This window comes from Pseudomonas sp. P4_C1 (assembly GCF_056402155.1).
Map to the genome: position 1 here is coordinate 1 of NZ_JBFUHY010000101.1, position 13,839 is coordinate 13,839.

The 13,839-nt window shown below is 59.7% G+C and carries 13 protein-coding genes; 6 read left to right on the forward strand and 7 right to left on the reverse strand.

Translation table 11 applies throughout. From position 1 onward, the window contains the following. The 4 genes from AC1DU9_RS27805 to AC1DU9_RS27820 form a co-directional block, all read left to right on the forward strand. On the forward strand, positions 1 to 1,128 hold a 1,128-nt coding region (locus AC1DU9_RS27805), incomplete at its 5' end, for a Zn-dependent hydrolase (protein WP_477811087.1). A 94-nt stretch (positions 1,129 to 1,222) separates the two neighbouring features. Next, positions 1,223 to 1,657, forward strand: coding sequence for a carboxymuconolactone decarboxylase family protein (locus tag AC1DU9_RS27810; RefSeq protein ID WP_477811088.1), 435 nt, complete (start codon positions 1,223 to 1,225; stop codon positions 1,655 to 1,657). A gap of 3 nt (positions 1,658 to 1,660) precedes the next feature. Continuing rightward, on the forward strand, positions 1,661 to 2,554 hold the full coding sequence (locus tag AC1DU9_RS27815) for a sigma-70 family RNA polymerase sigma factor (protein WP_477811089.1): 894 nt from the start codon (positions 1,661 to 1,663) through the stop codon (positions 2,552 to 2,554). A gap of 149 nt (positions 2,555 to 2,703) precedes the next feature. Further along, complete coding sequence (locus tag AC1DU9_RS27820) at positions 2,704 to 3,801, forward strand: LuxR C-terminal-related transcriptional regulator (RefSeq protein ID WP_223461880.1); 1,098 nt, start codon at positions 2,704 to 2,706, stop codon at positions 3,799 to 3,801. Positions 3,802 to 4,267: 466 nt separating this feature from the next. On the opposite strand, the gene AC1DU9_RS27825 is transcribed toward AC1DU9_RS27820, so the two are convergent. From AC1DU9_RS27825 to AC1DU9_RS27855, 7 genes are all read right to left on the reverse strand, one after another. After that, positions 4,268 to 5,035, reverse strand: coding sequence for an SDR family oxidoreductase (locus tag AC1DU9_RS27825; RefSeq protein WP_007976320.1), 768 nt, complete (start codon positions 5,033 to 5,035; stop codon positions 4,268 to 4,270). Positions 5,036 to 5,198: 163 nt separating this feature from the next. Continuing rightward, a complete protein-coding gene (locus tag AC1DU9_RS27830) occupies positions 5,199 to 6,266 on the reverse strand; it encodes a phosphotransferase family protein (RefSeq protein ID WP_477811090.1) in 1,068 nt (355 codons plus the stop codon). A gap of 144 nt (positions 6,267 to 6,410) precedes the next feature. Beyond that, on the reverse strand, positions 6,411 to 7,376 hold the full coding sequence (locus tag AC1DU9_RS27835) for a 2-hydroxyacid dehydrogenase (RefSeq protein ID WP_477811091.1): 966 nt from the start codon (positions 7,374 to 7,376) through the stop codon (positions 6,411 to 6,413). A gap of 212 nt (positions 7,377 to 7,588) precedes the next feature. Then, positions 7,589 to 8,026, reverse strand: coding sequence for a hypothetical protein (locus AC1DU9_RS27840; RefSeq protein WP_477811092.1), 438 nt, complete (start codon positions 8,024 to 8,026; stop codon positions 7,589 to 7,591). Positions 8,027 to 8,127: 101 nt separating this feature from the next. After that, complete coding sequence (locus AC1DU9_RS27845; RefSeq protein WP_477811093.1) at positions 8,128 to 8,649, reverse strand: DUF4822 domain-containing protein; 522 nt, start codon at positions 8,647 to 8,649, stop codon at positions 8,128 to 8,130. 467 nt (positions 8,650 to 9,116) lie between these two features. Further along, positions 9,117 to 9,701 (reverse strand): TetR/AcrR family transcriptional regulator, encoded by a 585-nt coding sequence (locus AC1DU9_RS27850; RefSeq protein WP_223461870.1) that lies wholly within the window; start codon positions 9,699 to 9,701, stop codon positions 9,117 to 9,119. A gap of 29 nt (positions 9,702 to 9,730) precedes the next feature. Next, entirely contained in the window at positions 9,731 to 10,114 is a 384-nt protein-coding gene (locus AC1DU9_RS27855) for a tautomerase family protein (protein ID WP_223461869.1), read from the reverse strand. Positions 10,115 to 10,504: 390 nt separating this feature from the next. On the opposite strand from AC1DU9_RS27855, the gene AC1DU9_RS27860 reads away from it, so the two are divergent. Together AC1DU9_RS27860 and AC1DU9_RS27865 are read left to right on the forward strand one after the other, a co-directional pair. Continuing rightward, positions 10,505 to 11,785, forward strand: a complete 1,281-nt coding sequence (locus AC1DU9_RS27860; protein WP_477811094.1) for a serine/threonine transporter — start codon at positions 10,505 to 10,507, stop codon at positions 11,783 to 11,785. A 94-nt stretch (positions 11,786 to 11,879) separates the two neighbouring features. Further along, entirely contained in the window at positions 11,880 to 13,523 is a 1,644-nt protein-coding gene (locus AC1DU9_RS27865; RefSeq protein ID WP_477811095.1) for a SulP family inorganic anion transporter, read from the forward strand. Positions 13,524 to 13,839 lie beyond the last annotated feature (316 nt).

Sequence of the window (13,839 nt, forward strand, 5' to 3'; positions counted from 1 at the left end):
ATCTTCGTCAAATGGTGCGAGGAGGCGGGTTGTACTGTCAGCATCGACGCCGTCGGCAATATCTTCGCCCGTCGAGCCGGGCGCAACCCCGACCTGCCGCCGGTGATGACCGGCAGCCACATCGACACCCAGCCCACCGGCGGCAAGTTCGATGGCTGCTTCGGTGTATTGGCTGGCGTCGAAGTGCTGCGCACCCTCAATGACCTCAACATCGAGACTGAAGCGCCGCTGGAAGTGGTGGTCTGGACCAACGAAGAGGGCTCGCGCTTCGCCCCGTGCATGATGGGGTCCGGCGTGTTCGCCGAAAAGTTCACCCTCGAGGAAACGCTGGCCAAGGTCGATGCCGAGGGCGTGACGGTCGGTGAAGCACTCAATGCCATTGGCTACGCCGGCCCGCGCAAAGTCAGTGGCCACAAAGTCGGTGCCTATTTCGAAGCCCACATAGAGCAAGGCCCGATCCTTGAAGACGAACGCAAGACCATAGGCGTAGTCATGGGCGCCCTCGGGCAGAAATGGTTCGACCTCAAACTGCGCGGCGTCGAAGCCCACGCCGGCCCGACCCCGATGCACCTGCGCAAGGACGCCCTGGTCGGCGCCGCGGTGATCGTCGGAGCGCTCAACCGCGCCGCCCTCAGCCACCAACCCCATGCCTGCGGCACCGTCGGTTGCCTGCAAGCCTATCCCGGCTCGCGCAATGTCATCCCCGGCGAAGTGCGCATGACCCTGGACTTCCGCCATCTGGAACCGGCGCGCCTGGACTCGATGATCGCCGAAGTGCGCGAAGTCATTGAAACCACCTGCGACGAACACGGCCTGACCTTCGAGCTCACGCCAACGGCCGACTTCCCGCCGTTGTACTTCGACAAGGGCTGCGTCGAAGCCGTGCGCGGCGCCGCCCAAGGCCTGGGCCTGTCGCACATGGACATCGTCAGCGGAGCAGGGCACGACGCGATCTTCCTCGCCGAACTCGGCCCGGCCGGAATGATCTTCGTGCCCTGCGAAGGCGGCATCAGCCACAACGAAATCGAAAACGCCGCGCCGGATGACCTGGCGGCCGGGTGTGCGGTGCTGTTGCGGGCGATGCTGGCGGCTTCGGCGGCGGTAGCGAAGGGCGAGTTGGCGGCCTGAACCAAGTGACGTGCGCTGAAACTTTCAGCGCACGTCACAACGCGCAATCCTCAATCGTCATCCAGTTGAATCCCTCAATCAGTGGAGCAACACGATGTCGTCCAACACCCAACCGGTCAATCTGCTGCAATCGATCCCACAGGTTTTCGAAAGCCTGACCCAGGTTCATGTCGTTCTCGATAATAGTGATCTCAATCCCACGCTCAGGCATTTGATCCACCTGCGCGCCTCGCAGATCAACCAATGTGGTTTCTGCGTGAAGATGCACACTCGCGAAGCCCGTGAGGCCAATGAAACCAACGAGCGCCTGGATCGCCTGATCGTCTGGCGTCACGTGAGTGACTTCAGCCTTTCGGAGCGCGCCGCGCTGGCATGGACCGAAGCCCTGACCGTGCTCGATGAAAAAACCGATTACGCCAGCCTGCGCGGTGAACTGAGAGCGCATTTCAACGACGAACAGATCGGCGCCTTGACGGCCGAGATCGGCATGATCAACCTGTGGAACCGCTTGCAGGTGTCGAGGCACTGACTGATGAATTGCGCTGAAAACACCGCCACTGTATTCGAGCAGCGTCGGCCCTTTTTGCTCGGTCTGGCCTATCGCATCCTCGGCTCGCGCGCCGAAGCCGAGGATGCGGTGCAAGAGTTGTTCATCAAGTGGCTGGAGGCCGATCGCGCCGCCATCGTCACGCCGGCCGCCTGGCTGACCACGACCTGCACCCGGCACTGCATCGATGTGCTGCGCTCGGCGCACAAATCCCGGGTCGACTACATCGGCACCTGGCTGCCGGAGCCGATTCACACGGCCCATCAGGACTCACCCGAGCAGATGCATGAACTGGCTTCGTCGCTGTCCACCGCATTCGTGTTGTTGCTGGAGCGGCTGACACCCAAGGAGCGCGCCGCGTACCTGCTGTACGAAATTTTCGACATGGATTACCCGCAAGTCGCCGACGCAGTCGGAGTGCAGGAAGGCGCTTGCCGCAAATTGGTGTCTCGGGCCAAGGCCAGTCTCGGCAACGGACACGCCCGTTACCAGCCGGAACCCGTGCGTCAAAGCCAATTGCTGGGTGCGTTTCACGGGGCTATCGCCAGCGGCTCGACCGCTTCCTTGAGCGTCTTGCTGAGCGAAGACGTTGAACTGTGCGCCGACAGCGGCGGCAAGGCCCCGGCCATCCGCGAAACCCTGTTTGGCATCGAAAGCGTGCTGGACTTCATTGGTCAGTCGTTGCACGCCTATTGGCAAATGTGTGAATGGCTGCCCATTGAAATCAATGGTGCTCAAGGGGTGATGATCAAGGCCGACGGTGTTATCACCGCGTCGATGACGTTTGGTTTCGACGAAACGGGGCGGGTGAATCGGGTGTTCATCATGCGTAATCCGGACAAGTTGGCGGGACTGGGCGCGTCCTTTAACGTGCAATAGTCAGAGGGCCACCGGCCCTTCAAGCTTTTCGCTGACAGAAAATGATGGAGATCCCTGTGGGAGCGGGCTCGCTCCCACAGGGTTCGTTGCACTAACCAAAACTCCGGCGGTCGTAGTCTTCACAGGGTCACCCTACTTTTGGAGTCGCTATGAGCCAGGACGTCCTGACCACGCAAGCCAATCGCCGCCAGCTGCAACAAATCATCGCCGGCCTGTCCGACGGAGTGATTCTGCTGGATCCCGACCAGAGCATCCTGTGGGCCAACGAGGCGGCGCTGGCCATGCACGGTGCCGTGCAGATCAGCGATCTGGGTAGCAGCGCCAAGGCGTATGCGAAAAAATTCACCCTGCGCTATCACAACAATCACGTCGTGCCGGTCGACAGCTACCCGATCAACCGGGTGGTTCGCGGCGAGACGTTCAGCGATGTGCTGGTAGAAGTGACGTCGGCGGCGGGCGATGAACGCACCTGGGTCCATCGAGTGCGCAGTCTGGTGTTGGTCGACAGCCGTGGCGAGCCGGAATCGCTGGTGCTGATCATGGACGATGTCACCGACCGGGCCAGTGCCTCGCAACGCTTCGCTACTGCGTTTCGCCTGTCCCCGGTGCCGATTCTGCTGTGTGGCGCGGCCGATCAACGGGTGCTGGACGTCAACGAAGCGTTCCTCGATACCCTCGGTTATCCCAGTGAGGAAGTGCTTGGGATCAGCATTGCGCAGATCGACTTCATCGATGACAAAAATGCGCGCATCTGGCTGTTCGCCGCGCTGGAGAAAACCGGCAGTCTGGACCGCATCGATGTGCGCGTGCGCAGAAAAGACGCCGGGCTGATCGATTGCACCGTGTCGGCGGACACGGTGAACATTCAAGACAACCCGTGCTATCTGCTGGTGCTGGTGGACATCACCGAGCGCAAGCGCACCGAGCTGGAACTGGTGTCGGCCATCGAGGAAGCGATGAAGGGCGCCTCATGGTTCAGCCGCACGCTGATCGAAAAACTGGCCAGGGTGAAGCATGTCAATTCACCGAAGTTGCCCAGTGTGTCCTTCACCGACCTGACTGCCCGTGAGCGCGAAGTGCTGGGCCTGATATGCGAAGGCCGGGCCGACAAGGAAATCGCCGCGCGCCTGAAACTCGCGCCGAACACAGTGCGCAACCATGTGGCGGCGGTGTATTCCAAACTCAATGTGCACAGCCGCAATGAAGCGATTGTCTGGGCGCGGGAGTGGGGACTGTTCTCGAAATAGTGGCAGCCAAAGGAGCAGCGATAAGGCGCAAATGCCACCGGTCGGGCCATAAGTGATTCGCAGATTTTTATTTTTGTGGCAGGTGTGTGGATTTGCGCGCCGGTTCTGTTGTCACAAAAAATGTGTCGATCACTTGTCGCGGGTCAACTTATGAAGGCTCTTGGGAAGCGCGTTATCTCCCCTTTGTCGCTGGCATTTTGCGTAGCGATTCTCGGCGGCTGTGCCAGTCCGCCACCCCTTCCACCGGTCACGCCACCCCCTCCTGAACGAACCTGCCAGACCATGGATAAAACCGATGTCCTGGGCGATGTACGGGGCGAAGGCGGGCAGGTGACCCGAGTCACCACCACGACGCGTTGCGTCACGCAGTAAATCAGGGCGCTTCGATGGGCAACAACCCCGACTTGCTCGGGGGGTATCTCTCTGTGGGACCAAGCTTGCTCCCACAGAGGGGGCACTCAGGCAATCAGGACAGGAATCCGCCATCCACATTCAACGAAACACCTGTGGTGTAGCTGGAGGCGTCGCTGGCCAGGTACAACACTGCGCCGGCCATTTCGCTTGGGTCAGCCACGCGCTTGAGCGGAATCTGTTGCAGCGCGGTGTTCAGGATGGCTTCGTTTTTCACCAGTGCCGAGGCGAACTTGGTGTCGGTCAGGCCCGGCAGCAAGGCATTGCAGCGAATCCCGAACTGCGCACACTCCTTGGCAAACACCTTGGTCATGTTGATGACGGCCGCCTTGGTCACCGAGTAAATACCCTGGAAGATCCCCGGCGAAACACCGTTGATCGAGGCCACGTTGATGATGCTGCCACCACCGTTTTCGCGCATCAGCTTGCCGGCTTCGACCGACATGAAGAAGTAGCCGCGAATGTTCACGTCGACGGTTTTCTGGAAGGCGCTGAGGTCGGTGTCCAGCACGTTGCAGAACTGCGGGTTGGTCGCGGCGTTGTTGACCAGGATGTCCAGGCGGCCGAACTGTTCCTTGATGCCGGCGAAGACCTGGCTGATCTGTTCCATTTCGCCGATGTGGCAGGCGATGGCGGTGGCCTTGCCGCCGGCGGCGATAATGGCGTCGGCGACGTGCTGACAGCCTTCAAGCTTGCGGCTCGACACGATCACGTGAGCGCCTTGCTGGGCCAGCAGTTTGGCGATGGCTTCACCGATGCCACGGCTGGCGCCGGAGACGAAAGCGATCTTGCCGTCGAGGTCGAACAACTGAGTCTTGGACATGGGATTCCCTTATAAAAAGTCTTGTTATGCAGTCGAATGCCGGGGTAGAGGCCAATGCTGTTCGGTGGAGGCGGATTTGCCGCGTTTGGTCAATGAGCGAGCGTTATCGTTGACGACCTTCGTCGGAACGCCGCCCGGAGCAAGCTCGCTCCTACAGGGGATCTCAGAGGCTGGATTTCTGGATGACCTGCAAGCTCATCTGCTCCAGCAGCTTGTTCATGTGAATGAACTGCGCGAAGCGTTTGTCCTGGGTCTGGCCATGGTAGAAGCGGTAGTAGATCTGCTGCACGATGCCGGCCAGGCGGAACAGGCCGTAGGTGTAGTAGAAATCGAAATTGTCGATGCGGATGCCCGAGCGTTCGGCGTAGTAATCGACGAACTCACGGCGGGTCAACATGCCCGGCGCGTGGCTTGGTTGGCGGCGCATCATCTGCACCGGCGCCGGATCATCGGCTTCGATCCAGTAGGCGAGGGTGTTGCCCAGGTCCATCAGCGGATCGCCCAGGGTGGTCAGTTCCCAGTCGAGCACGCCGATGATCTGCATCGGGTTGTTCGGGTCGAGGATCACGTTGTCGAAGCGGTAGTCGTTGTGCACGATGCTGGAGACCGGGTGGTCGGCCGGCATCTTGTCGTTGAGCCAGGCTTTCACCGTTTGCCAGTGTGGCGCATCGGGGGTCAGGGCTTTTTCGTAGCGATCGCTCCAGCCTTTGATTTGCCGTGCCACGTAACCTTCGGGTTTGCCCAGGTCGCCCAGCCCGTAGGCGTTGTAGTCGACGCGATGCAGTTCCACGAACTTGTCGATGAAGCTCTTGCACAAGGCTTGGGTTTTCGCCGTATCCAGGCCCAGTTCCGGCGGCAGGTCCGAGCGCAGGATGATGCCGTTGACTCGTTCCATGACATAGAACTCGGCACCGATCACCGATTCGTCGGTGCAGTGCACATAGGCTTTCGGGCAGTACGGAAAACCGTCGCGCAGTTGATTGAGGATGCGGAATTCACGGCCCATGTCGTGGGCCGACCTGGCCTTGTGGCCGAAGGGCGGGCGACGCAGGACGAATTCCTGTTCGGGGTATTCCAGCAAGTAGGTGAGGTTGGAAGCGCCGCCCGGAAACTGGCTGATTTGAGGCAAGCCGCTGAGCCCCGGAATATGGGCCTTGAGGTACGGATCGATCAGGCTCGCATCGAGCTCTTCGCCGGTGCGGGTACGGGTGGACTGGTCATTAAGCGCCATGCTTATCCCTTCTGCTTATTCTGGAGGCCTGAAACTATTGGCTAATCTAATGCCCACACGGCGCACCCACAACCGCGAATGGCTCTTATAGGCGAGCGTGTTGCCGGCCAATCATTGTTTTTGATACAGCTGTTTGAATCGCCGTCACTGGCCGACATGGCTCGTGGCGGGTGGCAAGTTGATCGGCGTCAGCACCGGTTGGCTGGAGAAAAACGCCACGAGGTTCTTGCCCACCAGTTCAACGGTGCCTTGGGTGGCTTCCGGGGACAGCCCGGCGACATGGGGCGTGAGGATCACGTTGCTCAGGGTCTTGAGCTCATCCGGTACCTTCGGTTCGGCGTCGAATACATCCAGCGCGGCACCGGCGATCCGGCGTTGCTGCAGGGCGCTGATCAGGTCAGCGGTGGCAATCACGCTGGCCCGGGCGATGTTGACGATAAACCCCTTGGGGCCCAACGCGTCGAGCACCTGGCGATTGACCAGGTGTCTTGTGGCCGGGCCGCCGGGCGTGGCGACGATCAGGAAGTCCGAGGTGCGCGCCAGTTCGGTGGGGGTCGAGCAGAAGGTGTAGGGCACATCGCTGCGATGCTGGCGATTGTGGTAACCAATGGTCATGTCGAAACCGGCGCTGGCGCGTTTGGCGATGGCCATGCCGACCGCGCCGAGGCCAAGGATGCCCAGGCGTTTGCCGGCGAGGGAAGGGCGCATGATCTTCGGCCACTCGCCGCGTCGTACGGCAGCATCACAGCGGGGAATGTCGCGCACCAGCGACAGCAGCAGCGCCATGGCATGGTCGGCGACGGACGAGGCGTTGACCCCGGCGCCATTGGTCACGGTGATGCCGCGATCAGCGGCCGCCTGCAGGTCGACATGCTCATAACCGGCACCGATCACGCAGATGATCTTGAGATTGGGCAGGGCGGCGATTTCATCGGCATACAGCCCCAGGGGGCCACGGGTCAGGACGGCATCGATGTGGCCGGCATAGCGGGTGATGGCCTCTGCGCGCTCGGCGGGTGTCGGAGCCAGAATCAGGTGGAAGCCTTGATGCTCTAGAATCGGCAGGTAATCATTGATGGTTTCAACCAGTACCAGAACGGTTGCGGGCATTACTCTGCTCCTGTGATCGTGACGTGTCGGGCGTGAAAAACATTTTCAGGGTGTTGATTCCCAAGCGGATTGGCAATAGTCGCCAATCGCAGAGACGGTGTTTTTTCAGTCTGGACCGCTTCCTGAAAGAAGCAAACTCGTGGTTCAGGGCAGACGGAGCCGATGTCACGTCACTGGGCAGCACACTGCAAATACAGTGTGCTGCCGCAGCGTCACTGGGCAGTTCGCTGCTTTAGTACTCTGTCTCGTTCCGCCAGTGCAATCGCTTTGGCATCATAGGTCGGATAGAACTCGGTCCTGAAACTTCCCCATGCTGTTCTTTCAAATGCAAGATTTACTTCTATCAGGCGGGAGGCCGGGAAGCGTAATGTGACGATTTGGCCGATACCCATCACGGTGTTCCAACTGACGACCTCTACCCCCTCAGGTGGAAAGGCCTCATAGTATCCTTGCTTTTCAAGTTGGGTCTTCAGTTCAGGCAAGGATCGTGATTGATCGTGCTTTAAAAAGACGGTCAGCATGATTGCATTGTCTGGAGTGGCAACGGCATTTTTTGCCGGGGCGGGCGTAGTGGGTTGCGCGTTGGCAACGGAGAAAGCCGAGGCGATCAGTAGCGTAGATACCAGTAATGTTCTCAGGGCGTTTTGCATATTGAAACTCCATGTTTTTATAGGTGACAAGATATATTTAAACGCCAGCGCTGCGTTGGGGTGATGAATTGAATTGTGGGTGCCGTGCAGCTTGAATGGTTTCAGTGGATATCGGTGTCTGGCTTGATGGCGGATTTTGTAACTACTGCTCCGGTGTAGGGAGCATGAACGACATAGATGCGTACCGGCGGGTTATTGTCTTTCATGTCACGGGGCACTTCGCGAGAATAGGTGAATTCATTGGTATTCAACGTTTCCAATCGTCTGGCCATGGCCTTGGTGGGCCCGACATCGGGCACTAAAACGTGGGTTTTTTGATCGCCCGTGACAAAGAAGTAACCGCCACCCCCATTGTTGTACTTTGATTCTCCCGTGTCGGTGTAGAAGAACTCATAGCGATTGCGTTCGGGGTCCCACGTCGATATGCCCACCACTCCGGGGTAATTCGCTTTTACGTCCGTTTGTGGCGCACCCTCTATATAGACCTTGGTTGTCAGCCATCTAGGCGACGATGCCAGCGCGCGAATATCGGCAGTGGCAGGGCTTTGTTGCGCGAAGCTACCGAGCGGAAAAAGCAATGCAACAAGAAGCAGGCATTTAGACGTTATGTTGTTTTTTTGCATGCGAATAACTCCTTATTTGTTTTATAGGGGGCGCCCGCTATTGGTTAGCCAGCTTCAGTGCGTGGAAAATATAGGTCGAGAATGGACGTTGTACAATGGTGAGAAGTGGCTTGTAACAATTCAACGTTTTCTTAATGAGTAATATATCGTCGTAACTTTTCTGCATGTATTGGCCGTAGGAATATTCGCTGTGCCTAAAGTGTAAGGTGATTAGTATTATGTTTGACAAGTTCTGTGCCTGATCGCCGAAACAGGAGGGCACTTGGTGAAAGTTGGGCCGTTGGAGGGCTCGTTGATACGGCATACAACAAGGCTCCCTCCGGCGGGGCCTTGGGGTCACTGCGCCGTGTTTATCCCGGCCAGCCACCCCACGACCTGCCGACAGTGGTCGCGGTGATACAGGCGAGATTCGGCGCGGGATGTTCATGTGCCCGAACAGGCTGACGTCGAGTCGGGCCTGCCAATTGTCAACTCTGCATCAGAAAACCAACGGTAGCCTCGAGGATTTCATCGGACAGCGGCTCGCCCTGAGTGGCGCGGGCCAGGGTCAGGGCACCGACCATCAACGAAAACTGCACCAGCGCCTGCTGTCGATCCCGTGTCGCGTCGCCGGTGTCCATCAATGGGCCGAAGGTCTGCAGTAAGCGGCTCAGGCCTTCGTTGAAGGTCTGGCGCAACCCGCTATCGGCGGCTTCGTGGCACATGTCTCCGGCGAAGGCGACCACCGGACAACTTTCGCCGGGGTTGTCGCGGCTGGCCGCCGACAGGTAAGGCTCGATCAAGGCACGACGGGCGCTCTCGTTGTCCGCGCTTTCGGCGATACTGGTTTTCCAGCGCTCTGCGGACTGCTGGAACGCCCGGCCGCCAGCCTCCCGTGCCAGGGCTTCCCTGGATTCGAAGTGCCCGTAGAAACCACCGTGGGTCAGGCCCGCGGCGGCCATCACATCGACCACGCTGATCCCGTGCAAGCCGCGTTCACGAAACAGCCGTGTGGCGGCATCGACGATGGTCTCGCGGTTGAGGTCGGCTTGTTTACGGGAAACTCGGGGCATGGGTCACTCTCAGGTCTGCAGGTTGAACATCAGAGGGCGTATTGGGCAATTCCATTGCCAAACGACCAGTTCTCTTTTTTCACTTCCACCAGATTAATGAAAACGTCCTCCAGGCGCACCGCGAGCTCTGCATGAAGGCTCTCGGCAATGGTTTTGTAGAGGAGTTTTTTCTGCTCGATAGTCCGGCCTTCGCTCATGGTGATCTGGATCACTACCAACTGGTCCGTGCGGTTGATGCCCAGATAACCGGGGTCAAAGATGAAATGCTGCGCATCGTGTTCGGCGAGGATCTGGAAATTATCATTCTGCGGTACACCGATGGTGCTGTGCATGGCGGCATAGATCAGTTGGCCGATGCGCTTTGCGTGGGTGGGGTCCTGATGTTTTTTGATGTCGACGCGAACCAGTGGCATGGGAAGACTCCGGGGAGAATGCAGGTCAGTTAAAAATACATGATGGTAGACCTTTATCAAGTGCGGACTGCGCTTTGGCGATGACGCGCAGGTGCACTGCAGATCCTTGTGGGAGCGAGCTTGCTCGCGATGGCTGCGGCACATGCAACATATTCTCCGGCTGATACACCGCTATCGTCGGAACGCCGCCCGGAGCAAGCTCGCTCCCACAGGTGATCTCCCACAGGGGGACTTCCGTCTATCTGGTACCACCGTTCCTCACCTAAGTCTTTGCTTCTGTTCACTAATCCTCCAGAATCGCGCCCCTGTTCCGGCCAGGGCGCTGCCTGTCGGGTATTCCGACGCGTTCTGACCGGGTGGCAAGTGACCGGAATGTGGAGATCCCACCGGATGAATGATCAGGCCAATAGCGTCAACAAACGCTATGTAGATGCGACACCAGCAACGCTGTCGAGCTGGAATCGCCAAGACACCACCTGGATGCTGGGCCTGTTCGGCACGGCGATTGGTGCGGGAACCCTGTTTTTGCCGATCAACGCAGGCCTGGGCGGTTTCTGGCCGCTGGTGATCCTGGCGTTGCTGGCGTTCCCGATGACGTTCTACGCACACCGCGGGTTGACCCGTTTCGTGCTTTCCGGTCGCGAAGGCGCCGACATCACCGAAGTGGTGGAAGAGCATTTCGGCATCAAGGCCGGCGCGCTGATCACCTTGCTGTACTTCTTCGCGATTTTCCCGATCCTGCTGATCTACAGCGTGGCCCTGACCAACACCGTGGGCAGTTTCCTCGAGCATCAACTGCACATCATGCCGCCACCGCGCGCCGTGCTGTCGCTGGTGCTGATCCTCGGCCTGCTGGCAGTGGTACGTTGCGGTGAGCAATTGATCGTCAAGGCCATGAGTCTGATGGTCTACCCGTTCATCGTTGCGCTGCTGTTCCTGGCGGTGTACCTGGTTCCGCACTGGAACGGCGGGATCCTGGCTACCGCCAGCAGCGTGCCGGCGCCTTCGGCGTTGCTGCACACGATGTGGCTGGCGATTCCGGTGATGGTGTTCTCGTTCAACCACTCGCCGATCATCTCGGCGTTCGCCGTGGACCAGAAGCGTCGCTATGGTGAGCATGCCGAGGAGCGCAGCTCGCAGATCCTGTCCCGCGCCCACCTGCTGATGGTGGTGATGGTGCTGTTCTTCGTCTTCAGTTGCGTGCTGACCCTGTCGCCAGCGCAACTGGCTGAAGCCAAGGCGCAGAACCTGTCGATCCTGTCGTACCTGGCCAACCACTTCAGCAATCCGACCATCGCCTTCGCGGCGCCGTTGATTGCCTTCGTGGCCATTTCCAAGTCGTTCCTGGGCCACTACATCGGCGCCAGCGAAGGCCTCAAGGGCCTGATCGTCAAGAGCGGCAAGCGTCCGTCCGCCAAGGCCCTGGATCGCATGACCGCCGCGTTCATGCTGGTGGTGTGCTGGATCGTCGCCACGCTGAACCCGAGCATCCTCGGCATGATCGAAACCCTCGGTGGCCCGGTGATCGCGGCGATCCTGTTCCTGATGCCGATGTACGCCATCCGCAAGGTTCCAGCGATGGCGCGCTATCGCGGTCAGGCATCCAACGTCTTCGTGACGGCGGTGGGCCTGGTGGCGATTACGGCGTTGATCTACTCGCTGACCGCATGATCGACCGGCCTGCTCGCACAGTGCCGGATTGACAGCTACAGTGGCCGCTGCACGTGATACGTGCAGCGGTTTTTTTTCGCCTGGAGACACTGGATTGTCGAGCGCCCCCAACGCTAATCCCACCGAGCAACCCAACCGCTGGCAGGACCTGCTGGCAGGTTTGTCGATTGCCGGCCTGTTGCTGCCTGAAGCGGTCGCCTATTCAAGCATCGCCGCACTGGCGCCCCAAGCCGGGGTGATCGCCTTGTTCGCCGGGTTGCTGTGTTATGGCCTGTTCGGTACCAGCCGCTTTGCGATTGTCTCGGCCACTTCATCGTCCGCCGCGGTGCTGGCCGCCGCGACCGCCACCTTGGCCAATGGCGACCCCGGGCTTCGCTCGACCCTGGCCATCGGCCTGGTGCTGGTGACCGGGGCGTTTTTCTTGCTGGCCGGGCTGTTCAAGCTCGGCAGCGTGACCTCGTTCATCGCCAAACCGGTGCTGCGCGGCTTTGCCTTTGGCCTGGCGCTGACCATCATTCTCAAACAGGTCGCCAGTGTGGTCGGCGTGCATTTGACCGATGCCAACCTGGTGGGCTTCCTGCCGCAACTGCTGGAGCAACTGCCGCAATGGAACTGGGTGGCGGCTGGTGTCGGCGCCGTGGCATTGGCCTTGTTATGGCTGTTTGCGCGGTTTCGGCGCTTGCCGGGAGGTTTGTTGGTGGTGGTGATCGGCATTGCGGCGGGGCAGTGGCTGGACCTGCCGGCCTATGGCGTGAAGCTGATCGGCGTGATCGACCTGAGCCTGGAGGTGCCGAAGCTGCCGGTACTGCCGTTTGCCGACTGGCTGCGTCTGGGGGAATTGGCGTTCGCCATGGTGATGATTCTGTATGCGGAGTCCTATGGTTCGATCAGTTCTTATGCGCTAAAACATGGTGACCGCGTCACCTCGAGCCGCGACTTGCTTGCGCTGGGGGCTTCCAACCTGCTGTCCGGCCTGTTCCACGGCATGCCGGCGGGAGCGGGGTATTCGGCGACGTCGGCCAATGAGGCGGCGGGTGCCACTTCGCGTCTGGCCGGTATCGTGGCGGCGCTGGTGGTGCTGGTCATTGTCCTGACGGTGCTGCCTTACATCGCCCTGACCCCGGAACCGATCCTCGCCGCCATCGTCATCCATGCCCTGGGTCGCGGCTTGAGCCTGCAGCCGCTGGGACGGTATTTCATCTGGCGCCGTGACCGCTTGCTGGTGATCTGCGCCGTGGCTGCGGTGTTGGTGCTGGGGGTGCTGGATGGCTTGCTGGTGGCGGTGGCGATCAGTGTATTGCTGATGCTCAAGCAGATGTCTGCGGCGGATATCCAGATTCTGGGGCGCATCGATGGCGGTCACGACTTTGTCGACCTGCACCGCCATCCAACGGCGCAAGCAGTGCCGGGTGTGTTGATTGTGCGACCGGGGGAAGCGTTGTTCTTTGCCAACGTCGAGCGGATTCTTGGCGGTGCCTTGCGTCTGATTCGACACTCACAAGTGCCTGTTCATTCGGTGATTCTCAGTCTTGAGGAGTCGCCAGATCTGGATGGCACCAGCATCGAGGCGTTGCAGGAGTTTTTTGTGCGGGTGCATCAGGAGGGCAAACGCCTGATTCTGGCGCGGCTGAAGGATGACGTACAAACGGCATTGGCGCAGGTGAAATCCAGCGGTGTGATTCTGAGTGGTTTGAGTGTAGATGGGGCGGTGCAGCAGGCCCTGAAGGCTGGCGCATAACCTGTGGGAGCGAGCCTGCTCGCGATGGCGGTCTGTCTGTTAAATCCATGTCGACTGACCCGCCGCTATCGCGAGCAAGCTCGCTCCCACATCTATGGTTACCCCCTTTTCTGCAATACTGTTGTTGATGTCGTGTTTGGCTTGCTTTCATCTATCCGGCGTCTGAGTTGGGGTTGTGGCCCCCGCGCCTCGATGAGAATCGATGCCCAACGACCCTAATTAGGGGAACGGCCTTGCAGCCGTGTGAGAGCCCAGGGTTGTCGTCAGGCCGGTTGGCCGTTCATGTCATCAGTTATCCAGCATCGCAAAACCAGGT